The sequence below is a fragment of the Streptomyces fuscichromogenes genome, assembly GCF_014645815.1.
GTDB lineage: Bacteria > Actinomycetota > Actinomycetes > Streptomycetales > Streptomycetaceae > Streptomyces > Streptomyces fuscichromogenes.
On record NZ_BMML01000010.1, the window covers coordinates 228364 to 249707 of the forward strand.

The window sequence follows — 21344 nt, forward strand, 5'->3', positions numbered from 1 at the left end:
CCTAGACGGTGGGGTTCAGCCGCAGTGTCCTGACCCCGCCGCCGGTGAGCAGTTCGACGATCCGCTCGCCGGCGGGCTTGCGGACGGCGGCCCCGCAGTCCGGGCAGGTGAAGGAGTAGAACGTCGTCTTGCTGGTGGCTCCGATGGCCAGCCGCAGCGCACTCGCCTTGAGCTCGAAACTGCCGTGGCAGTTCGGGCAGCCGGCTCGGAAGACCACGGGGACCACGCGTCTCATCCCGGCGAAGGCGGCCGCGACCGTCATCTCCCGCGCGGCCGCGCCGCCGGAACCCGAAGACTCGCCCAGAACCCCAGAAGACTCGTTCAAAGCCGCTGCCCTTCCACATCGCCGTGCCCAACCTGGTCGTACGCCGCCAGTGCCTCGCGGGCCGCCCGGCGGGCGCTGTCGGCCAGCTCGGGCGGTGACACGATCCGGCCGTCGCCGCCGAGCCTGAGCGCCAGCCGGCGCAGGGAGGCCGGATCGGGGGTGCGCAGGGTAATACGCAGTCCGCCGTCGGGAAGCTCATCCGCGCTGTCGTGCGGGTAGTACTCGGCGACCCAGCGGCCGGCCGGGCCGACCTCGACGACCACCTCGGGGTCCTCGGCGGCCGGCTGCACCAGGGCCTCGGACAGGTCGCGCAGCTCGATCTCGGGGGGCGCGGACGGCTCGTCGAGGATCTTGATCTCGGCGACCCGGTCGAGCCGGAAGGTGCGCCGGGCCTCGGAGCGGCGGCACCAGGCCTCGACGTAGGTGTGGCCGACGCTGACCAGGCGGATGGGGTCGATCTCGCGCTCGGTGAGCTCGTCGCGGGCCGGTGAGTAGTAGCGGATCCAGAGCCGGCGGCGCTCGGCGATCGCCCGGTCCACGTCGGCGAAGACGCCGCCCTCGGACTCGAAGGTCACCGAGAGCCGGGCACTGGCGTCGCCCGCCTCGCCGGCCGCGGTCTCCACCTTGGCGGTGGCGCGCAGCAGCGCCTGCCGGTCGCCCTCGCGCAGGCCGGGCAGGGTGGCCACCGCGCGGGCGGCGACCAGGAGCGCGGTCGCCTCGTCGGCGGCGAGCCGGAGCGGTTCGGCGGCCTCCTCGCCGAGCGCGGCCGCGTTGTGCCACCAGATCCGCTCGCCGTCGGTGTCGATGTCCAGCAGATCGCCGCCCCGGAAGCTGGTGCCGCACATGGGCAGCACGTCGAGGTCGGAGACCAGCTCGTCCTCGGTGATCCCGAAGGCGCGCGCCACGTCCGCGATCCGGGCGCCGGGGCGCTCGCGCAGATAGGTCACCAGGGAGAGCATCCGCCGGGTCTGGTCGATGGCGTTCACGGGCCTGACCGGTTTGCCTGCCACTGCCTTGCTCAGCTCCCCCTCAGCCCTTGGCCACGGCACGCAGCCGGTCCACCACGTCGGCCCGCAGCTCGGCCGGCTCCAGCACCACCGCGTCCGGCCCGAACTCCACCAGCCAGGCGTCCAGCCCGTGCCCGTACGGAATCTCCAACTCGTCCCACCCGTCACCGAGTTCCCGCACCGCCGTGGCCTTCGCCCGCAGCGGGTACCCGGACCCCGAACGGAGCCGGATCAGCGCGGAGCGGTCGGCGATCTCGCCGGCCCAGCTCGCCACGGTCTCGCGGACGGTGACGACGTCCGGGACCGGCGCGGTGAAGGCGGTGCCCCGGGAGCGGACCTTGCCGGTGATCCGGGACAGCCGGAACACCCGCTCGGCGCCCCGGTCGCGGTCCCAGCCGGCCAGGTACCAGTGGCCGCGCCAGCACTCCAGGGCCCACGGCTCCACGTTCCGGGTCTCCGGGTGGGCGGCGGTGGCCTTGCGGTAGTCGAAGACGACCGGACGGCGGTCCCGGCAGGCCAGCATCAGCGGTTCGAAGGCGGCCTCGTGCACCGGGATCCGCGGCTCCAGGGCGCCATGGGCCTCGTAGGGGTCGACGTCCTCCGGGAGACCTGCCGCGCGCAGCTTCTGCAGGGCCCCGCTGGCGGCGCCGGCGAGCCGGGCCTGCTGCCAGACCTTGGCGGCGAGCCCGAGCGCCGCGGCCTCTTCGGCGTCCAGGGTGATGGGCGGCAGGCGGTTGCTGTCGCGGCGGGCGAGGTAGCCGACCTCGCCGTCCAGGTTCTCCACGGTCTCGATCACCAGTCCGAGTTCGCGGAGGTCGTCCTTGTCCCGCTCGAACATCCGGCTGAAGGAGTCGTCGTTCCCGGCTTCGAGGTAGGCCTCGATGGATTCACGCAGCTCACGCTTGCTGAGCGGCCGCCGCGTCCCCAGCAGGCACAGCGCCAGGTTCATCAGCCGCTCGGCCTTGGCAATGGCCATCGACGCCCTTCGCCTTCCCTATGGTGCTCCTGACCGATGACCGTACCGCTCCGGAGTGTCACGGCAAAAGCCAGTCCGAACAACGAGGACCGAAACGGACACGACACGACAAACGACGAGGGCCCGCGCACTCGGCACGGGCCCTCGTCCAGCCGGTTTCCGACCGGGTACGGATCAGACCGCGATCAGGTCCACGACGAAGATCAGCGTCTCGCCGGGCTTGATCGCCGGCGTCGGGCTCTGGTCGCCGTAGGCGAGGTGGGCCGGGATGGTCAGCCGGCGGCGGCCGCCGACCTTCATTCCCTGCACACCCTGGTCCCAGCCCTTGATGACCCGTCCGCCGCCCAGCGGGAACCGGAACGGCGCGCCGCGGTTCCAGCTGGCGTCGAACTCCTCGCCGGTGCTGAACGCGACACCCACGTAGTGCACGGTGACGGTCTGGCCGGCCTGGGCCACCTCGCCGTCACCCTCCCAGATGTCCTTGATCTCCAGGTCGGCCGGGGCCTCGCCCTCGGGGAAGTCGATCTCGGGCTTGTCGATGCTCACGTCTTGGGCTCCTGCTTGTGTACGACACGGAACCCGGACAGTCTTTCATCCCCGCCCCCGTGCCGCCCGCGCGACTACATCGCCGCGAGGATGTCCACGGTGAAGACCAGCGTCGAACCCTTCTTCACCACACCACCGCTCGGCGGGTTGTTCCCATAGGCCAGGTCCGGCGGGGTGACGACCATGATCCGGCTGCCCACCTTCTTGCCGGTGATCCCCTGCGCCAGCCCCTTGACGACCTCCTGCATCTGCGCGACCGAGAACTGCGCCAGCCGCCCGCTCTCGTAGGTCTGCTCGAAGACCTTGCCGCTGTCCCAGACCTCGCCCTTGAACTGGCACAGGACGGTCTGCGCCGACTGCACCTCGGCGCCGTCGCCCTCCAGCACGTAGTTCGACACCAGCTTCTTCGGCGGGTCGGCCTTGGGAATGTCGATCGACGGGGCCTTGCCGTCCGTGTTCGTGCCGATCCGGGGGAGCGCGGCGTCGCTCTGCGCGACCTCCTTGCCCGTGCTGGAGCTCTTCGAGTTGAACGAGTTCAGGATGTCCACGACGAACACCAGCGTGTCCGTGCCCTTGATGCCCGCCTGCGAGTTGCCCCCGCTGCCGTACCCCCAGGTCGGCGGCACGGCCATCAGCACCCGGCTGCCGACCTTCCGCCCGGCCAGCCCGTACCGCCAGCCGTCGATGATGCTGCCCGCGGCGAGCTGCATGAGCAGCGGCGTACGGTCGTAGGACTGGTCGAAGACCTTCGCCGTGGACCAGATCTGCCCCAGGTAGTTGGCCTGGATGAAGTCGTTCTCCGCGACCGACTTGCCGCTGCCCGCGATCACCGTCTTGACCGCCAGGTTCTTCGACGGGTCCCCGGTGCCCTTGGCGACCGTCGGCTTCTCGTCGAACTTCGTGCCCGCCGTGATCGCCGGCAGCGGCCCGTCCACGATCTTCGGCGGGGGCACCGAGGCGGAGGCCGACGGCGAGGCGCTCGCCTTGCCGGAGGAGGACGAGTTGTCGCCACACCCGGCGAGCGTGACCAGTCCCGCGGGAACAGCGGCGAGGAGAAGAGAGCGTCGGCGCACGGAAGAGCCTCGTAATCGGTCGATCTTGCGGATGGCGTGCGCGCAACTCTACGACGTGCGAAGGGCGCCGTACGGAAAACGTACGGCGCCCGTGTGGCGTTGTGTGGCGAACGCTCACATACCGGCGATGAGCTTCTCCACCCGGTCGTCGACGGAACGGAACGGGTCCTTGCACAACACCGTGCGCTGTGCCTGGTCGTTGAGCTTGAGATGCACCCAGTCGACCGTGAAGTCCCGCCGCTGTTCCTGGGCCCGCCGGATGAAGTCACCGCGCAACCGCGCCCGAGTCGTCTGCGGCGGCACCGACTTGCCCTCGAAGATCTTCAAGTCATTGCAGATCCGCGCGGCTTGACCCTTCTTCTCCAGCAGGTAATACAGACCCCGACGACGGTGGATGTCGTGATAAGCGAGGTCTATCTGCGCCACTCGCGGATGAGACATGGTCATGTTGTGCTTGGCCCGGTACCGCTCGATGAGCTGGTACTTCATCACCCAGTCGATCTCGGTGCCGATCCGGTCCAGGTCCTCGGCCTCGATCGCGTCCAGCGTCCGGCCCCACAGCTCCAGCACCTGCTCGACCGTGCCGGTGCGGATACCGCGGCGCTCGCAGAAGTCCACGGCCTTCTCGTAGTACTCCCGCTGCACCTCCAGCGCGGAGGCTTCCCGGCCGCTGGCCAGGCGCACCTTGCGCCGGCCCGTGATGTCGTGGCTGACCTCGCGGATCGCCCGGATCGGGTTCTCCAGGGTCAGGTCCCGCATCACCGTGCCCGCCTCGATCATGCGCAGCACCAGGTCGGTGGCGCCGACCTTGAGCAGCATGGTCGTCTCGGACATGTTCGAGTCGCCGACGATGACGTGCAGCCGGCGGTAGCGCTCGGCGTCCGCGTGCGGCTCGTCGCGCGTGTTGATGATGGGCCGGGAACGGGTCGTCGCCGAGGAGACGCCCTCCCAGATGTGCTCCGCCCGCTGGCTCACGCAGTACACCGCACCACGCGGCGTCTGGAGCACCTTCCCGGCGCCGCACAGCAGCTGCCGGGTCACCAGGAACGGAATGAGAATGTCGGCGAGCCGGGAGAACTCCCCGTGCCGCGCCACCAGATAGTTCTCGTGGCAACCGTAGGAGTTGCCCGCCGAGTCCGTGTTGTTCTTGAAAAGGTAGACGTCGCCCGCGATTCCTTCCTCATGCAGGCGTCGTTCGGCGTCCACCAACAGTCCTTCGAGAATGCGCTCGCCGGCCTTGTCGTGGGTGACCAGTTCGGTCACATTGTCACACTCGGGTGTCGCGTATTCCGGATGTGAGCCCACGTCGAGATAGAGCCGGGCGCCGTTCCGCAGAAAGACATTGCTGCTACGGCCCCATGACACGACACGGCGGAAGAGGTACCGCGCCACCTCGTCAGGCGACAGGCGGCGCTGTCCCCTGAACGTGCACGTGACGCCGTACTCGTTCTCCAGCCCGAAAATGCGGCGGTCCATGACTGAACATTACGCCCGATCCCCTGAGCTGAAACGGGGTTCGGCAGCACGATTTGGATCATTTTCCGAACCGACCGCAACCACCGCACCCCTACCGGGAGCTGCGAGGACCCGTCCGGTGACCGCCAGGACCAGCAACGACACGCCCCCGGCCACGCCCGGCACGGCGAACCCCCACAGGGCCCCGCCCGCCTCGACCACCGGGCCCGCCAGGCCTGTTCCCACCGACGCGCCCACCGTGAACGTCGTCACAAGCCAGGAGAACGCCTCGGTGACCGTGCCGCGCGGCGCGTGCCGGTCCACCAGCACGAACGCACAGGCGATCGCCGGCGCCAGGAAGACCCCGGCCAGCACGGTGAGCAACACCATGGCCACGGCATCCGGCATCAGCATCAGCGGCAGGTAACACACCGCCAGCAGGGCCACCAGCGCCCGCAGTCGCCGCGCCGGCTCGCCCGTCCACCGCCGCGCCCCGTAGACCGAGCCGCCGAGCAGCGCCCCGAGCCCCAGAGCCGCCATCAGCCAGCCGTACACCACGTCACCGCCGTGGTCGTCCGCGTACGGCACCGAGGCCACCGTGATGGAACCCATCGCGACCCCGACGAACAGGAACGCACCCAGCAGGGCCAGCAGCCCGGACGAGCGCAGCGCGCCCAGCCAGTGCGCCTCGCGCGGCGCCGAACGCCACGCGCGCGACGGCGGCGAGACCACCACCGAGAGCGCCCCGAGGACCCCCATCACGTTCACCACGAGCAGCGCCGCCTGCGCCGACCACAGCGACACGCACAACGTCACCAGCAACGGCCCCAGGGTGAACATGACTTCCTGCGCCACCGCGTCCATCGCGTACGCCGTGTGCACCTGGTCGCCCTCGCCCAGGACACTGGGCCACAGCGCACGCAGACCGCCCTCCAACGGCGGCACGCACAGCCCGGCCGCCGCCACGGCCGCGTAGGCGACCGGCAGCGACCCGGTGCCCGCGAAGGCGAAGACGGCCATCGCGGCGGCCGACGCGAGCGCCGCGGGCAGCTGGACCCGCGGCTGCCCGCACAGGTCGACCAGCCGCCCGAGCAGCGGCTGGCCGACCGCGTTGGCCACGCCGTACACCGCCGCGAGCGCCCCCGCGAGGCTGTACGTGCCGCCCTCGGCCCGCACGAACAGCACGATCGCCAGGGCGGCCGTCGCGTTCGGCAGCCGGCCCACCAGGGTCCCCGTCAGCAGCCGGGCCGCGTGCCTCGTCCGGAGGATCTCCAGGTATCCCGCGGCCATGTCCCACCTCCACGTTTTACGTATAACCCCGTCTCCCATACGTACCATGTGCGCTGTTCACACGTCCAGACGAAGGAGCCCACCCCCGGTGCCACCCAGCAGCACGCGACCGACGAGCCGCGACGTCGCCCAGGCCGCCGGCGTCTCCCAGGCCGCCGTGTCGCTCGTGCTCGGCGACAAGTGGCGCGGCCGGGTCTCCGAAGCCACCGCCGAACGGGTCCGGGAAGCCGCCCGCGACCTCGGCTACCGGCCCAACCTCGCCGCCCGCAACCTCCGCCTCGGCCGCACCCGCACCGTCCTCCTGGTCGTCCCCGCACTGACGACCGAGTTCTTCGCGGGTGTCTACACCGGCGCCGCCCGCGTCGCCTCCGCACACGGCTTCGGCGTGGTCCTCTACCCCTCCCCCGAGGGCATCGGCCCGGCCCGCGACCCCTTCGCCTCCGCCCAGGCCGCCCTCGACGGCGTCATCGCCTCCTCCATGGCCGCCGACGCCCTCACCGCCATCCGCGGCGACCAGCTCCCGCTCGTCATGCTCGACAGCGACCCGGACGGCAGCCTGGGCGCCGCCACGGTCAACCTGGACATCGCGGACGGCGTACGCCAGGTCGCCGACCACCTGCTGGGCCTCGGCCACCGCCGCTTCCTGCACCTGGCCGCGGACATCGCGTCCTGGACCTTCGAGGTACGAACGCGCGAGCTGGCGGCCCGCACGGCGGGCGTACCCGGCACCTCGGTACGCACGGTGCACGCCCCGATCTCGATCGAAGGCGCCCGCACCGCCACCGAGGCCGCCCTCGCCGCCCCCGGCCCCCGGCCCACCGCCCTCGTCTGCGACGACGACAAACTCGCCGCCGGCGCCTACAAGGCGCTGCGCCGCCGCGGCCTGCGCGTCCCCGACGACATCTCCGTCACCGGCCTCGACGACCTCGCCCTGGCCACCGCCATCGACCCCGAGCTGACGACCGTGCGGCTGGACGCGGAGCTCTTCGGCGAACGCGGCATGCGGGCCCTGCTCGCCGTCCTGGACGGCCGGGAACCGGAGCGCGGAGACATCCCCGTGGAACTGGTCGTACGCGGCTCCACGGCACCGCCAGGGCCGTCATAGGCGGCAGGACGCCCGCGCCCCGTCCGGTGCTCACCGGACGGGGCGCGCGAAGCCGGGCTGACACGCATGGTTACTCGACGTCGCCGCCGGATTCCTCGGCCCCCTCGGCCTCGGCGGCCGTGGCCGCGCCGCCCGCCTCCAGCAGCCGGCCCAGCTGCGGGCCGACGATCCGCTTGAACTTGCGCTGCTGGGGACGCGTGCGGTCCAGCACCGCGACCTCCAGGCGCTCGGCGGGAATCTCCCGCTGCGTGCCGTTCGACTCCCGCGACAGAGCCGTGACGGCCAGCTTCAGGGCCTCCGCGAGGGTCATCCCGTCCCGGTGCTCACGGTCCAGATAGGTGCTGATCTGCTCCGCGTTGCCGCCGACCGCGACCGAACCGTGCTCGTCCACGATCGAGCCGTCGTGCGGCAACCGGTAGATCTGGTCACCCTCCGGGGTCTCCCCCACCTCGGCAACGACCAGCTCCACCTCGTACGGCTTCTCCGCCGCCGACGAGAAGATCGTGCCCAGCGTCTGCGCGTACACGTTCGCCAGACCACGGGCCGTCACATCGGCACGGTCATAGGTGTAACCACGCATGTCGGCGTAGCGCACCCCGCCGATCCGCAGGTTCTCGTACTCGTTGTACTTGCCGGCGGCCGCGAAACCGATCCGGTCGTAGATCTCGCTGAACTTGTGCAGCGCGCGGGACGGGTTCTCGCCGACGAACACGATGCCGTCGGCGAACTGGAGCACGACCAGGCTGCGACCACGCGCGATGCCCTTGCGGGCGTACTCGGCACGGTCCGCCATGGCCTGCTGAGGTGAGACATAGAACGGCGTCGACACCGGTATCCGTCCCCTTCCTTAGGGTTCCGTCGAAGTCACTGGGATCACCTTGACAAGAGCGCCGACGCGCTAGAGCAGCGCCGCGCGCGGGCCGTCCGGCTCCTCCAGCCGGCGCGCCAGCACCGCACGGGCGAGCTCGGCGGACTCGTCGTCGGTGAGACGGCGGAACCCGTCCTCGGTGATCACGGTGATGATCGGGTAGATCCGGCGGGCGACATCGGGACCACCGGTCGCCGAGTCGTCGTCGGCCGCGTCGTACAGAGCCTGCACCACCAGTGTGGTCGCCTGCTCCTCGGTCAGGTCGTCACGGAACAGCTTCTTCATCGCACCGCGCGCGAAGATCGAGCCGGAGCCCGTCGCGGAGAAGTTGTGCTCCTCGGAACGACCGCCCGTCACGTCGTACGAGAAGATCCGCCCCTTGGCGCGGTCCACGTCGAACCCGGCGAACAACGGCACGACCGCCAGCCCCTGCATGGCCATACCGAGGTTGGACCGGATCATCGTCGACAGCCGGTTCGCCTTGCCCTCCAGCGACAGCTGGGCGCCCTCGACCTTCTCGAAGTGCTCCAGCTCCAGCTGGAAGAGCTTCACCATCTCCACGGCGAGACCGGCGGTGCCGGCGATACCGACGGCCGAGTACTCGTCGGTCGGGAACACCTTCTCGATGTCCCGCTGGGCGATCACATTGCCCATCGTGGCCCGGCGGTCACCGGCAAGCACGACCCCTCCGGGGAAGGTCACCGCCACGATCGTCGTCCCGTGCGGCGCCTCGATCACGCCCTGCGTGGGCGGCAACTGCCGCCTGCCGGGCAGCATCTCCGGCTGGTGGTCGGCAAGAAAGTCCATGAACGAAGAGGACCCAGGCGTCAGGAAGGCAGCCGGTAGACGCCCGGTGCTACGAGTGTTGGCTTCCACGCGTTTCCTTCCAGGTAGTCGGCAGCTCGGTTGATCGTCTCGGGATTGTCCCTCAACAGACCGATGGCCGAATTGCAGTTGAAGCACAGTACGCCTCGGACCCTACCCGTCTTATGGCAGTGATCCACGTGCACGGCGGGGGCGGATTGACAGATACAGCAGACGCCGCCTTGGGAGGCGATCAACTCGTCGCGTTCGGCTTCGTTGAGCCCGTAACTGCGTCGAAGATGCTCTGCAGGCGCCATCGCCGCCCTACAGGCCTTACAGCGACTGGCAAGGCCATCGCCCTTTCGGTGCCACTCACTGTGCGGTTTCACTTCACCGCACCCACGGCAACGCTTGTGTCCCTCAGGCACGCGTGTGACGCTCGGCTGTTCCGGGGCTGGGCAGTGGTAGCTAGTCCCGCAGCCCCGACAATGGCGCTGCAACCCATCCAGATTCGACCGCTTGCGATCAAACGCTGCGTGCGGCTTATGCTCCCCACACCGCACGCAGCGCTTAACTCCTTCTTGACTTGCCACCCCTAGCGCCCCCGCCACCTTCGATTCGAAGGCTACTCGCCGCCCTTCTGAACGAATGAGCGCACGAAGTCCTCTGCGTTCTCCTCGAGTACATCGTCAATTTCGTCAAGAACCGAGTCGACGTCGTCGCTCAGCTTCTCGTGCCGCTCCTTGAGGTCCTCCGAGGCCTGCGACTCGGCCGCCTGCTCCTCGGTCTCCTCCGTGGAGCGCGTGGCCTTCTGCTGTCCGCCGCCGGTGTCCTTGGTTGCCATAACCTTCACCCCGCTCAGTTCGCCCGTCATGGGTCGACAGGTCGGCTTCCTGCCGATCGGTGATGATCAGACCCTACAAGCCGGGTCCGACATCGGCCCCGCAGTTTCTCCAACGTACGGGGGCCACCTCGATGATTCCCGGGCGCCGGGGTTTTGACCCCGGTCGCCCGGTGCGCTCCGGATCCCCGTTCAGCCCCCGGAGAGGACCCTGACCAGGTCTTCTGCGGTGCGGCAGCGGTCCAGGAGCTCCTTGACGTGATTTCGCGTTCCGCGTAGCGGTTCCAGGGTTGGGACGCGCTGGAGACTGTCGCGGCCCGGCAGGTCGAAGATGACCGAGTCCCAGCTCGCCGCGGCGACGTCGTCGGCGTACTGCTCCAGGCAGCGGCCGCGGAAGTACGCCCGGGTGTCCTCGGGCGGGCTGGTACGGGCCCGTTCCACGTCGGCCTCGTCCAGGAGCCGCTTCATGCGCCCGCGGGCCGCGAGACGGTTGTAGAGGCCCTTCTCGGCCCGCACGTCGGCGTACTGGAGGTCCAGGAGGTGCAGCTTGGCGGCGTCCCAGTCGAGGCCGTCACGGCGCCGGTAGCCCTCCATGAGCTCCAGCTTGGCGACCCAGTCGAGCTCCCCGGAGAGGCTCATCGGGTCGTGTTCCAGGCGGTTGAGGGTGTCCTCCCAGCGGGCGAGGACGTCCTTGGTCTGGTCGTCGGCGTCGGCGCCGTAGCGCTCCTCCACGTACTTGCGCGACAGCTCGTAGTACTCCATCTGGAGCTGGACCGCGGTGAGGGTGCGTCCGCTGCGGAGGGTGACCAGCCTCTTGAGCGTCGGGTCGTGGGAGACCTGGTGCAGCGTCCGTACCGGCTGGTCGACGGCGAGGTCCACGGCGATGAAGCCGTCCTCGATCATGGACAGCACCAGGGCCGTGGTGCCCAGCTTCAGGTAGGTCGAGATCTCGGAGAGGTTCGCGTCGCCGATGATCACGTGCAGGCGGCGGTATTTCTCCGCGTCCGCGTGGGGTTCGTCGCGGGTGTTGATGATGGGCCGCTTGAGGGTCGTCTCGAGGCCGACCTCGACCTCGAAGTAGTCCGCGCGCTGGCTGAGCTGGAAGCCGTGCTCGTGGCCGTCCTGGCCGATGCCGACCCGGCCGGCGCCGGTGACGACCTGGCGGGAGACGAAGAACGGGGTGAGGTGGCGCACGATGTCCGAGAAGGGGGTCTCCCGCTTCATCAGGTAGTTCTCGTGCGTGCCGTAGGAGGCGCCCTTGTTGTCGGTGTTGTTCTTGTAGAGGTGGATGGGCTGGGCGCCGGGGAGCTGGGCGGCCCGTTCGGCGGCCTCGGCCATGATGCGCTCGCCGGCCTTGTCCCACAGGACGGCGTCGCGGGGGTTGGTGACCTCGGGAGCGCTGTACTCGGGGTGCGCGTGGTCGACGTAGAGGCGTGCGCCGTTGGTGAGGATCACGTTGGCGAGGCCGATGTCCTCGTCGGTGAGCTGGCTGGCGTCGGCGGCCTCCCGTGCGAGGTCGAAGCCCCGGGCGTCCCGCAGCGGGTTCTCCTCCTCGAAGTCCCAGCGGGCCCGGCGGGCCCGGTGCATCGCCGCCGCGTAGGCGTTGACGATCTGGGACGAGGTGAGCATGGCATTGGCGTTGGGGTGGCCGGGGACGGAGATCCCGTACTCCGTCTCGATGCCCATTACTCGCCGTACGGTCATGCGGCCCTCCTTGCCCGGCGGAGCCCTCGGTCGTGGGCTGCGCTCGCGTACCGCTGGCGCTCCGGTGCGTGTGCGGTGCCCGTCCCCGCACTGCGCGACTCGGCGGTAGGAAAGAGCCTAGAACGCCTCTGCGCCGGTGGGGAGATCATTTGCGTCATTGCCCTGCTCGCCTCGGTTCCGGTTCTGGCCGGAAAAACAGTCGGCTGCGGGTACCCGGTGAGGGCACCCGCAGCCGCCCTGCGTTTTACAGGTACTGTCCGGTGTTCGCCACCGTGTCGATGGAGCGTCCGGTGTCCGCGCCCTGCTTTCCGGTGATGAGGGTACGGATGTACACGATCCGCTCGCCCTTCTTTCCGGAGATCCGGGCCCAGTCGTCGGGGTTGGTGGTGTTGGGCAGGTCCTCGTTCTCCTTGAACTCGTCCACGCAGGCCTGGAGGAGGTGGGAGACGCGGAGACCCTTCGAGTTGTGGTCGAGGAAGTCCTTGATCGCCATCTTCTTGGCGCGGCCGACGATGTTCTCGATCATCGCGCCGGAGTTGAAGTCCTTGAAGTAGAGGACTTCCTTGTCGCCGTTGGCGTAGGTGACTTCCAGGAAGCGGTTTTCCTCGGATTCGGCGTACATGTGTTCCACGGCCGTCTGGATCATGCTTTCGACCGTGACCGACTTGCTGCCGCCGTGCTCACCGAGGTCGTCGGCGTGCAGCGGGAGGCGTTCCGTGAGGTACTTGCCGAAGATGTCCTTGGCCGCCTCGGCGTCCGGACGCTCGATCTTGATCTTCACGTCGAGACGGCCGGGGCGCAGGATGGCCGGGTCGATCATGTCCTCGCGGTTGGAGGCGCCGATGACGACCACGTTCTGAAGGCCTTCGACACCGTCGATCTCGGCGAGCAGCTGGGGGACGATGGTGTTCTCCACGTCCGAGCTGACACCGGAGCCACGGGTCCGGAAGAGGGACTCCATCTCGTCGAAGAAGACGATGACCGGGGTGCCCTCGCTGGCCTTCTCCCGCGCGCGCTGGAAGACCAGGCGGATCTGCCGCTCGGTCTCACCGACGTACTTGTTCAGGAGCTCGGGGCCCTTGATGTTGAGGAAGAAGCTCTTGCCCTGGGCCTGGCCGGTGACCTCGGCGACCTTCTTGGCCAGCGAGTTGGCGACGGCCTTGGCGATGAGCGTCTTTCCGCATCCGGGGGGTCCGTAGAGCAGCACACCCTTGGGCGGGCGCAGTTCGTGCTCCTTGAACAGGTCCGGGTAGAGGTAGGGCAGCTCGACCGCGTCGCGGATGGCCTCGATCTGGCCGCCGAGACCACCGATCTGCTCGTAGCCGATGTCGGGGACCTCTTCGAGGACGAGCTCCTCGACCTCGCTCTTCGGAACGATCTCGTAGACGTAGCCGGAACGGGGTTCGAGCAGCAGGGCGTCGCCGGGACGGATGGTGACGTCCAGCAGCGGCTCGGCGAGCCGCACCACCCGCTCCTCGTCGGTGTGCCCCAGCACGAGGGCGCGCTCGCCGTCCTCCAGGATCTCCTTGAGGGTGACGATGTCGCCGACGCGCTCGTACTCCATGGCCTCGACCACGTTGAGCGCTTCGTTGAGCATGACTTCCTGGCCGCGCCTGAGGTCGTCCAGGTCAACGCTCGGGCTGACGTTCACCCGCAGTTTGCGGCCGCCGGTGAAGATGTCAGCGGTGCCGTCCTCGTTCGCCGTGAGGAAGACACCGAAGCCGGCCGGCGGCTGTGCGAGTCGGTCGACCTCCTCCTTGAGGGCCACGATCTGGTCGCGGGCCTCACGGAGGGTGTTCGCGAGTCGCTCGTTCTGGGCGGACACGCCGGCCAGGTTCGTCTGTAGCTCGACGATCCGCTCTTCGAGAATCCTCGTGTGTCGCGGAGAGTCGGCGAGCTTGCGTCGCAGGACGGCGATCTCCTGCTCAAGATAGGCGATCTGCTCGGACGGGTCGTCGGACCCTCGTCCCGGGCGGATGCCGCGGTTCATGTCGTCGTCGTGGGCTGCCACGGTCCTCACCTCCTCCAAGGGGAGCTGGACGCTTCCAGACCCTACCTGGGTGGGTGTCGATTGAAACCCCTAGATCACAAAGACTGTCAAGGTGTGTCGTCGGTCACCCATCGCGTTCTCCCTCGTGCCGGGTGGATACCCACTCAACGCGATGAAGAAGCCGCGTGTTCCGGGCCCGGAGTGGTCAAAACCCTTCGTGACTGACCGGAGTTGTCCGCTCCGATGCCGGTTCAGGTGTTGTGCCCCGGTGATGGATTTCTTACACAGAGCGACCGGTCGGATGTGGTACGTGTTCGCGGAGGCGGGTCGCCGGTTGGCTGAAGTCGATCGATCCGGTGGCCGGACGCCGCCGTCCCGTGCGGCGGAACGCGCCGTGCGCGCGGGCGCGGAACGCTACGGAGAGCGCTCCGGGAGGGTGCGCGGGCGGCCATGGGCCGGAGGTAGGGTCGAGGGCGTTCAACACCCGCCGGGGCGGGACCGGGTGACCCCCGGGTCCTGCGGTCCGGCGCTTTCGACGGCAGGAGAGATGACCGTGCAGCAGGAGGCCCTGGCCGACGGTGACGCGCTCGAGGTCTGGATCGACCAGGATCTGTGTACGGGGGACGGGATCTGCGCCCAGTACGCCCCGGAGGTGTTCGAGCTGGACATCGACGGCCTGGCCTATGTGAAGGGCTCGGACGACGAGCTGCTCGTGGCGAAGGGCGCGACGGTGCCGGTGCCGCTGCCGCTGCTCACGGACGTGGTGGACTCGGCGCGGGAGTGTCCGGGCGAGTGCATCCATGTGCGCCGGGTCGCGGACCGTGTCGAGGTGTACGGGCCGGACGCGGAGTGACTTTCCGGCCACTCCGCGTGGCGTCGGCGCCCGGCCCGCCGGGCCGGTCCGGCTGTCAGACGCTGTGGGCGGCCGCGGGGGTGGAGCGGACGAACGCGTGGCCGTTCCACTGCCACTTGGCGCTGGACTTCAGGTCCGGGCAGCAACTGGGCACATTGTCCGAGGAATAGCCGAGCATGGTGGCGGTGACCGTCTTCCCGGCGACGGCGAAGTCGGTCACCGTGAGCCGCTCCTTGGGATCGACCAGGGTGGCGACGACGCGCGGGCTGGTGGCGCCGGCGGCCTGGGTGAGGACGTAGACGCCGTCGGGCGGGGTGCCCATGGCCGAATCGCAGTGGACCACCGCCACGGTCTCCGGCCTGCCGTCGCCGTCGAGGTCACCGGTGGCCTTCTTCACGACCAGTTCCTTGACGGGTCCACAGTCGAGAGGGAAGTCCACGCCGGCGGTACTGGGCGGCGCGGCGGCCACGGGGGCGGACTTCGTCTCGGTCCCGGCAGCGGGCTGGGCGGCTCTGGCCGAGCCCGGCTGGAAGAGGGACGACAGAGCGACGACGCCGGCCACGGCAGCGGCGGTGGCCAGCCAGTGCATGGGGCGGGTGTCGGTGTGAGCGAGCTCCGGGACCACGGATTGCTGCACTAGGAGTGTCTCCTGTGAGGCCTGTGCCGGTGGGGGTGGCCTGCATCGTGCCACACGTCACAGCGGGGAGGGAACGGCGGGGTGGGCTTTCGCGGGCGGTGGGTTCCGCGGTCCTGTGCTGGTGTCAACGTGCGAGCGCCGCGGCCGAGTTCCGGTGAGGTCCCGGGAACTCGGCCACGGCGCTCGCACGTTGACGGGGCGGCGGGGGGCTGACTCAGCGGCCGGCGCCGCCGTCGGCGTTCGGGCCGTCGTAGTCCTCGCCGTAGGCGCCCTTGGCGGGGCGGCGGCGGCGCATGGGCGGCTCGACGCCGTCCGCGAGGCGGCGGGCGGTGAGCAGGAAGCCGGTGTGGCCGATCATCCGGTGGTCGGGGCGGACCGCGAGGCCTTCCACGTGCCAGTTGCGGATCATCGTCTCCCAGGAGGTCGGCTCGTTGAAGCAGCCGATCTCACGGATGGACTCGACGGTCCGGGCCAGCTGGGTGGTGGTGGCGACGTAGCAGCACAGGATGCCGCCTGGGACGAGCGCCTTGGAGACGGCCTCCAGGCATTCCCAGGGGGCGAGCATGTCGAGGATGACACGGTCGACGTCGGTGTCGGAGAGGTTGTCCTGGAGGTCGCCGACGGTGAGCTGCCAGGCGGGGTGCGGGCCGCCGAAGTAGCGCTCGACGTTCTGCTGGGCGATCTCGGCGAAGTCCGCGCGGCGCTCGTAGCTGTGCAGCATGCCCTGGTCGCCGATGGCGCGCAGCAGGAAGCTGCTGAGCGAACCGGAGCCGACACCGGCTTCGACGACGCGGGCGCCGGGAAAGATGTCGGCGAAGGACAGGATCTGCCCCGCGTCCTTGGGATAGACGACGGCAGCCCCGCGGGGCATGGACAGGACGTAGTCGGGGAGCAGGGGGCGCAGCGCGAGGTAGGCGACGTTGCCGGTGGTGCGGACAACGCTGCCCTCGGGAGCGCCGATCAGTTCGTCGTGCGGGAAGGAGCCCTTGTGGGTGTGGAAGTTCTTCCCGGCTTCGAGCGTGAACGTGTAGTGGCGGCCCTTGGGGTCGGTCAGCTGTACCTGGTCCCCGACCTTGAAGGGCCCGCGCCTGCGGGCGGCACCGGTCGGTTCGGACATGTGAACAGCCTACCGGGGTTTGCGGAGGGCCCCGACCACGGTGCGGAACCGCCTCGCGGCGCCGTGGCGTCCATGCCCGGTGACGCCTGAGCGGCCGGCGGACGGGGAGGGGCGGGTCATGGCGGACGGGGGCGGAGCGGACAGCGGCCGGTCACGAGGGCCGGGCCTGGCGCTGCTGATCGGGGCCGTGGTGGCGGCGTACGCCGGCTGCTGGATGTTCGCCGTGCTGCTGCCGGCCACGGTGCGGGAGTACCGGGAGTACCGTACGGCCGCGGTCTGCCCGGGGTCCGGGCCGGCCGGGCCCGTGGAGGACTGCCTGCGCACCGTCACCTTCACGGTGCGGGACACGGTGGTCGACGAGCAGGGGGGCCTGGCACCGCGGCGGCACGTGCGCTTCGAGGCGACCTTGTCCGGGGCCCCGTACGGGAACGGTGTGGTCGCCTTCGGCGCACCGGGGCCGGTGCTGCGGCAGCTCCGGACCGGGGACAGGGTCGACGGCGTCGTCTGGCGCGGTGCGGTGATGCGGCTCATCCGGTACGACGACGAGCAGGCCACCGCCGACGAGCCGCGCGACGAACCGCAGATGTTCGCCGGGCTCGGCGTGACGGCGCTTCTGCTGGCCGTACTGGGCGGGTGGTTCGGCCTGGTGCGGCTGGTCCGGCCGGGCCGGCCGGAGCCCTGGACCTGGCGCCTGCTGGGCCGGGGGCTGTCCGGCGTCGTGCTGGTCGCCGGGCTCGGCTGGGCCTACGGCGCGCTTCTGCTCCGTGTCCCGTGGCAGGCCGTGGCCCCGGTCGCCGTGGCGCTCGCGGTGGCCGTGTCGGCGCCGCTGATCGCCCTCCGGCGACGGCAGCGGGCACCCGCCAAGGCCCGGAGCAGTTGAGCCCCGCTTGCAAGGCCTCCTCGCACCGGTCCCGGTCCGGCTACGGAGTCAGCCCTGCCTTCGCACAGGCGGCCCGTAGCTGCGGTGTGCAGATCTGCGTGATGGTGTACACGCCGTCCTTGACGAGGGTCTGCTTGATGTTGGCGGTTGTCACGGCGACCGGGGTGAGGAGTACGGACGGGATGTGGTGGGTGGTGGCGCTGTCGGTCGTCGTCGTGGCGATGGTGCGCAGGCTCTCGCCGCGGCCCAGGGCGACGGCCATGGCGGCGGCCGCTTCGGCTTCCGCGCGGAAGGACTTGTACACCGTCATGGTCTGCTCGCCGCTGACGATGCGCCGCACCGCGTCAAGGTCGGCGTCCTGGCCGGTGACCGGTGGAAGGTGCCTGACGTGGGCGCTCTTGAGTGCGGAGACGACGCCTGCGGCCATGGCGTCGTTGGCGGCCAGGACGCCGTCGATCCGGCCCGGTCCCAGGGCCGAGATGGCGGCGGTCATGTTGGCATTCGCGTTGTCGGTGCTCCAGCCCGGGGTGTCATAGGAGCGGCCGATCCTCACCTCGCCCCGCAGGACGGACAGTGCGCCCCTCTTGTACCACGCGGCGTTGGGGCTGGTCGGGTCGCCGTTCATCATGACGATGGTCCCGCCCTCGGGCGGAGCGTGCATGGCCTTGAGGAGAGCCCGGCCCTGCAGTGTTCCGACCTGTACGCCGTCGAAGCTGACGTAGCCGGAGATCGGTCCCTCGGCGAGCCTGTCGTAGGCGACGACGGGGACGCCCGCGTTGTGCGCCTCCTGGACGGTGGAGCGCAGCGCCCGGTTGTCGGTGGTGCCGAGGACGAAGACCCTGACCCCCTTGGTGATCATGGCGATCATCTGCTGCCGTTGGACCGTCGAGTCGTCGTTGGCGTTGGCATAGGTGACGCTGCAGTGCGGGCAGAGCCGTTTCACCTGTTGCTCGATCAGCGGCCTGTCGGACTTCTCCCAGCGTGGCACCACCCGGCTCGGCAGCAGCAGGCCGACGGTGAAGCTGTCCGCGGCAGTTGGCCCGCCCCCTGTGCAGGCGACCGAAGGCATGGTCAGCAGGCCCGCGACGAGCACGCCGACGGCATACCGCGCGCGAGACGTCACGAACCGGCCACGGTACGTCATGGTCGGGCCCCGTCCTCGGGACCCGGTTCCGAGCCCGCAGAAGCCGGTTCACGACGCGGTACCGCCGTCTCGCCGCACACCTGTTTGCCGCCGGCCGGCCCCCAGTCCGCAGGCATGTCCGTATCCACCTCCCGTCCGTGCCGGGGTGCCGACACGGCTACCACTGGTGACCCCTCTACCAGAATCGCATAGTGGGGCGAACCGGAAATATCGACATCACGTCGGCAACGCGGCACCGGGTTCGCAGTTCACCGTGGCCGGTGTCAGACTGGCGAGGTGGTCGTTCTGCGACTTTCGCCTGGTCCGGGCGAGTGTCGGCGGGAACCCCGCCCCACTCCGGCAGGCCACGCTGCTGCACCGCGTCTGCAGTCGCGGCGCTCCACCGTCTGCAAGCCGTCGGGGCCCGAGGCTGCCGTCGGCGGCGCCATGGCCGTGGCCGCCGCCCGTGGTCAGCGCCTCGGCGGGGTGGCCACCCGGCGGGTGAGAACCCGCAGCGGCGCGGAGGTTCCGGCCGCGCTGCCCACTCCGGTGCCTGTGACAAATCCGCCCCCGCCGCTCCCGGGAGAGCGCCACAGGGCCGGGCTGACCTGACAGGCGGGACCGGCCGGCCGAAGGCCCGGGAAGGAGATGGTTCTCTTGCCGCCCCCCTTGCTCGCCCTGCGCGGCGTGTGCAAGCGCTTCGGCGTCGTCGAGGTCCTCCGGGACATCGAGCTGGAGATCCACGCCGGTCAGGTCCTTGCCCTGCTCGGCGACAACGGAGCCGGCAAGTCCACCCTGGTCAAGGTGATCTCCGGGGTCGCGCCCGCGGACCAGGGGAGCATCGAGTGGGAGGGCCGCCCCGTGCACATCCGGCGTCCCCAGGCGGCCCGGGACCTCGGCATCGCCACCGTCTACCAGGACCTGGCGCTGTGCGGAAACCTCGACGTCGTCGGCAACCTCTTCCTCGGACGAGAGATCCGCAGGTTCGGCTTCCTCGACGAGGTGGAGATGGAGCGCCGCAGCACGCAGCTGCTGGAGCGCCTGACCCGGAGCGTCCCCGATCTGCGCGGTCCCGTGGTGTCACTGTCCAGTGGCCAGCGGCAGACCGTCGCCATCGCCCGCTCGCTTCTCGGCGACCCGCGCCTGCTTCTTCTGGACGAACCGACCGCGGCGCTGGGGTTCGAGCAGGCCACCGAGGTCCTCGACCTCGTCGACCGTCTCCGCGACCACGACCTGGGGATTCTGCTCATCAGCCACAGCATGGGCGATGTGAAGGCCCTCGCGGACCGGGCCGCCGTGTTGCGGCTCGGCCGCAACAACGGCTTCTTCGAGGTGAGCACCACCCCCCAGGAGCAGATCATCTCCTCCATCACGGGCGCCACGGACAACGCACCCCGCCGGCCGGCACACCGCGAGGCCGAGTGGTGAAAGGGATGCGTGACATGCCGGACGAGACGCGGGCCGATCCCACGACAGCTGCCGCGAAAGCCCGTCGGTGCCGTGCCGGGCGGGCCATAACCCGTGCCGTGGCGGGCTGGATCGCCGTCCGGCGGCGCGGGCTGCGCGCCGGTGAGCTCGGCTGCCTTCCCGTCACCCTCGTCCTCGCCACGGTCTGGATCATCTTCCAGTGCCTGAACTCCACCTTCCTCTCGCCCCGTAACCTGTCCAACCTCAGCGTGGACATCGTGGGCACGGGCTTCATCGCGGTCGGCATCGTCTTCGTGCTGCTGCTCGGTGAACTCGACCTGTCGGTCGGCTCGATCAGCGGGCTCGCCGCCGCGGTCTTCGCGGTGCTCAACGTCAACAGCGGCGTGCCGGAATGGCTCGCCCTGATCGTCGCCGTGCTGGCGGGCACCGTGGCGGGAACCGTCCAGGGGTACTCCATCGCCAGGACCCGGGTGCCGGCCTTCGTGGTCACCCTCGCCGGACTGCTGACATGGAACGGCCTCATGCTCGTCATCCTCGGCGCCAGCGGCACCATCAACCTCGACGAGAACGGACTGATCGCCCACCTCACCAGCTACTACTTCACCGATGTCGGCGTCGCCTACGCGGTGGCGGCACTCGCCACGGCGCTGGTCTTCTCCGCCTCCTACCTGGACAGGCGCCGCCGCATGACCCTCGGCATGCCACACCGCCCGCTGCACACCATCGGGATACGCACAGGAGCAGTGGCGGTGATCGGGTTCGGCTGCGCCTATCTGCTGAACCAGTTCCAGGGCCTGCCTCTGGCACTGCTGATCTTCCTCGCCACGGTGGCGGGACTCGACATCGTGCTCCGGCGCACGCACTACGGACGGCAGGTCTACGCGCTGGGGAGCAGCGTCGAGGCGGCCCGTCGCGCCAGCCTCGGTGTGACCGGCGTACAGACGGCCGTGCTCGCGGTCTCCGGCACCCTGGCGGCGACCGGCGGCCTGTTCCTGGCCTCGCGCATCACGTCGGTGAGCCAGAACTCCGGCTCCGGCGTCCTGCTGCTCAACGCCATCGCCGCCGCCGTCATCGGCGGCACCAGCCTGTACGGAGGACGCGGTTCGGCCTGGTCCGCGGTGCTCGGCATGCTGGTCATCCAGTCGATCGCCTCGGGCATGGCCCTCACCGACACGCCCACCGCCGTCCAGCTGGTGATCACGGGCGGGGTGCTCTTCGCCGCGGTGGTCATCGACTCGCTGTCCCGGCACACGCAGCAGGCGCACGGGCGCGCCTGACACGTGGGCGCAAGCGCAAAACGTATGTGGGGCGAGGCCGGGCAG

The 21344-nt window shown here is 69.9% G+C and carries 21 protein-coding genes; 5 read left to right on the forward strand and 16 right to left on the reverse strand.

Translation table 11 applies throughout. From position 1 onward, the window contains the following. Position 1: 1 nt before the first annotated feature. The 7 genes from IEZ11_RS23340 to IEZ11_RS23370 form a co-directional block, all read right to left on the reverse strand. Entirely contained in the window at positions 2-262 is a 261-nt protein-coding gene (locus tag IEZ11_RS23340; RefSeq protein WP_189264916.1) for a CpXC domain-containing protein, read from the reverse strand. 59 nt (positions 263-321) lie between these two features. Beyond that, positions 322-1335, reverse strand: coding sequence for a helix-turn-helix transcriptional regulator (locus tag IEZ11_RS23345; RefSeq protein WP_189264792.1), 1014 nt, complete (start codon positions 1333-1335; stop codon positions 322-324). A 19-nt stretch (positions 1336-1354) separates the two neighbouring features. After that, positions 1355-2308 carry a helix-turn-helix transcriptional regulator gene (locus tag IEZ11_RS23350; protein ID WP_189264793.1) on the reverse strand — a complete coding sequence of 318 codons (954 nt, stop codon included), beginning with the start codon at positions 2306-2308 and terminating at the stop codon, positions 1355-1357. 174 nt (positions 2309-2482) lie between these two features. Then, positions 2483-2854, reverse strand: coding sequence for an FKBP-type peptidyl-prolyl cis-trans isomerase (locus IEZ11_RS23355; protein WP_189264794.1), 372 nt, complete (start codon positions 2852-2854; stop codon positions 2483-2485). Positions 2855-2928: 74 nt separating this feature from the next. Next, positions 2929-3927: an FKBP-type peptidyl-prolyl cis-trans isomerase gene (locus tag IEZ11_RS23360; RefSeq protein WP_189264795.1), complete on the reverse strand. Its 999-nt coding sequence runs from the start codon at positions 3925-3927 to the stop codon at positions 2929-2931. Positions 3928-4041: 114 nt separating this feature from the next. After that, a complete protein-coding gene (gene pafA / locus IEZ11_RS23365; RefSeq protein WP_067429457.1) occupies positions 4042-5403 on the reverse strand; it encodes a Pup--protein ligase in 1362 nt (453 codons plus the stop codon). Positions 5404-5412: 9 nt separating this feature from the next. Next, positions 5413-6672, reverse strand: coding sequence for an MFS transporter (locus IEZ11_RS23370; RefSeq protein WP_189264796.1), 1260 nt, complete (start codon positions 6670-6672; stop codon positions 5413-5415). 88 nt (positions 6673-6760) lie between these two features. On the opposite strand from IEZ11_RS23370, the gene IEZ11_RS23375 reads away from it, so the two are divergent. Beyond that, positions 6761-7777, forward strand: a complete 1017-nt coding sequence (locus IEZ11_RS23375; protein WP_189264797.1) for a LacI family DNA-binding transcriptional regulator — start codon at positions 6761-6763, stop codon at positions 7775-7777. A gap of 70 nt (positions 7778-7847) precedes the next feature. Here the strand turns inward: IEZ11_RS23375 and prcA are convergent, their stop codons facing one another. The 6 genes from prcA to arc form a co-directional block, all read right to left on the reverse strand. Then, positions 7848-8606 carry a proteasome subunit alpha gene (gene prcA, locus IEZ11_RS23380; protein ID WP_189264798.1) on the reverse strand — a complete coding sequence of 253 codons (759 nt, stop codon included), beginning with the start codon at positions 8604-8606 and terminating at the stop codon, positions 7848-7850. A gap of 69 nt (positions 8607-8675) precedes the next feature. Continuing rightward, on the reverse strand, positions 8676-9521 hold the full coding sequence (gene prcB / locus IEZ11_RS23385; protein ID WP_189264799.1) for a proteasome subunit beta: 846 nt from the start codon (positions 9519-9521) through the stop codon (positions 8676-8678). Then, positions 9473-9766: an endonuclease VII domain-containing protein gene (locus tag IEZ11_RS52235; RefSeq protein ID WP_308426487.1), complete on the reverse strand. Its 294-nt coding sequence runs from the start codon at positions 9764-9766 to the stop codon at positions 9473-9475. The genes prcB and IEZ11_RS52235 overlap by 49 nt, the downstream gene beginning before the upstream one ends. Positions 9767-10074: 308 nt before the next feature. Then, positions 10075-10293, reverse strand: coding sequence for a ubiquitin-like protein Pup (locus tag IEZ11_RS23395; RefSeq protein ID WP_189264917.1), 219 nt, complete (start codon positions 10291-10293; stop codon positions 10075-10077). A gap of 189 nt (positions 10294-10482) precedes the next feature. Further along, a complete protein-coding gene (dop, locus tag IEZ11_RS23400; RefSeq protein WP_373294957.1) occupies positions 10483-11994 on the reverse strand; it encodes a depupylase/deamidase Dop in 1512 nt (503 codons plus the stop codon). Positions 11995-12238: 244 nt separating this feature from the next. Then, positions 12239-14005: a proteasome ATPase gene (arc, locus tag IEZ11_RS23405; RefSeq protein ID WP_189264801.1), complete on the reverse strand. Its 1767-nt coding sequence runs from the start codon at positions 14003-14005 to the stop codon at positions 12239-12241. A gap of 526 nt (positions 14006-14531) precedes the next feature. On the opposite strand from arc, the gene IEZ11_RS23410 reads away from it, so the two are divergent. After that, positions 14532-14837, forward strand: a complete 306-nt coding sequence (locus tag IEZ11_RS23410; RefSeq protein ID WP_189264802.1) for a ferredoxin — start codon at positions 14532-14534, stop codon at positions 14835-14837. A gap of 55 nt (positions 14838-14892) precedes the next feature. Here IEZ11_RS23410 and IEZ11_RS23415 read toward each other — a convergent pair whose 3' ends face one another. Continuing rightward, complete coding sequence (locus IEZ11_RS23415; RefSeq protein ID WP_189264803.1) at positions 14893-15474, reverse strand: hypothetical protein; 582 nt, start codon at positions 15472-15474, stop codon at positions 14893-14895. 214 nt (positions 15475-15688) lie between these two features. Next, positions 15689-16591, reverse strand: a complete 903-nt coding sequence (locus IEZ11_RS23420; RefSeq protein WP_089103073.1) for a tRNA (adenine-N1)-methyltransferase — start codon at positions 16589-16591, stop codon at positions 15689-15691. A gap of 118 nt (positions 16592-16709) precedes the next feature. Here IEZ11_RS23420 and IEZ11_RS23425 point away from each other — a divergent pair, with 118 nt between their 5' ends. Further along, complete coding sequence (locus IEZ11_RS23425; protein ID WP_189264804.1) at positions 16710-17471, forward strand: hypothetical protein; 762 nt, start codon at positions 16710-16712, stop codon at positions 17469-17471. 40 nt (positions 17472-17511) lie between these two features. Here the strand turns inward: IEZ11_RS23425 and IEZ11_RS23430 are convergent, their stop codons facing one another. After that, positions 17512-18615 (reverse strand): sugar ABC transporter substrate-binding protein, encoded by a 1104-nt coding sequence (locus tag IEZ11_RS23430; RefSeq protein WP_189264805.1) that lies wholly within the window; start codon positions 18613-18615, stop codon positions 17512-17514. Between the two features lie 627 nt (positions 18616-19242). On the opposite strand from IEZ11_RS23430, the gene IEZ11_RS23435 reads away from it, so the two are divergent. Then, positions 19243-20022 carry an ATP-binding cassette domain-containing protein gene (locus tag IEZ11_RS23435; RefSeq protein WP_189264806.1) on the forward strand — a complete coding sequence of 260 codons (780 nt, stop codon included), beginning with the start codon at positions 19243-19245 and terminating at the stop codon, positions 20020-20022. Positions 20023-20027: 5 nt separating this feature from the next. Beyond that, positions 20028-21299, forward strand: a complete 1272-nt coding sequence (locus IEZ11_RS23440; protein WP_189264807.1) for a sugar ABC transporter permease — start codon at positions 20028-20030, stop codon at positions 21297-21299. The last annotated feature ends 45 nt before the right edge of the window (positions 21300-21344 follow it).

What these genes read in the sequence shown, in the direction of transcription:
- IEZ11_RS23340 (WP_189264916.1), bottom strand. Translation starts at nt 262, where the DNA reads ATGACGGTCGCGGCCGCCTTCGCCGGGATGAGACGCGTGGTCCCCGTG.
- IEZ11_RS23350 (WP_189264793.1), bottom strand. Translation starts at nt 2,308, where the DNA reads ATGGCCATTGCCAAGGCCGAGCGGCTGATGAACCTGGCGCTGTGCCTG.
- pafA (WP_067429457.1), bottom strand. Translation starts at nt 5,403, where the DNA reads ATGGACCGCCGCATTTTCGGGCTGGAGAACGAGTACGGCGTCACGTGC.
- IEZ11_RS23370 (WP_189264796.1), bottom strand. Translation starts at nt 6,672, where the DNA reads ATGGCCGCGGGATACCTGGAGATCCTCCGGACGAGGCACGCGGCCCGG.
- IEZ11_RS52235 (WP_308426487.1), bottom strand. Translation starts at nt 9,766, where the DNA reads ATGGCGCCTGCAGAGCATCTTCGACGCAGTTACGGGCTCAACGAAGCC.
- IEZ11_RS23395 (WP_189264917.1), bottom strand. Translation starts at nt 10,293, where the DNA reads ATGGCAACCAAGGACACCGGCGGCGGACAGCAGAAGGCCACGCGCTCC.
- dop (WP_373294957.1), bottom strand. Translation starts at nt 11,994, where the DNA reads ATGACCGTACGGCGAGTAATGGGCATCGAGACGGAGTACGGGATCTCC.
- IEZ11_RS23410 (WP_189264802.1), top strand. Translation starts at nt 14,532, where the DNA reads ATGACCGTGCAGCAGGAGGCCCTGGCCGACGGTGACGCGCTCGAGGTC.
- IEZ11_RS23420 (WP_089103073.1), bottom strand. Translation starts at nt 16,591, where the DNA reads ATGTCCGAACCGACCGGTGCCGCCCGCAGGCGCGGGCCCTTCAAGGTC.
- IEZ11_RS23425 (WP_189264804.1), top strand. Translation starts at nt 16,710, where the DNA reads ATGGCGGACGGGGGCGGAGCGGACAGCGGCCGGTCACGAGGGCCGGGC.
- IEZ11_RS23430 (WP_189264805.1), bottom strand. Translation starts at nt 18,615, where the DNA reads ATGACGTACCGTGGCCGGTTCGTGACGTCTCGCGCGCGGTATGCCGTC.
- IEZ11_RS23435 (WP_189264806.1), top strand. Translation starts at nt 19,243, where the DNA reads ATGGTTCTCTTGCCGCCCCCCTTGCTCGCCCTGCGCGGCGTGTGCAAG.
- IEZ11_RS23440 (WP_189264807.1), top strand. Translation starts at nt 20,028, where the DNA reads ATGCGTGACATGCCGGACGAGACGCGGGCCGATCCCACGACAGCTGCC.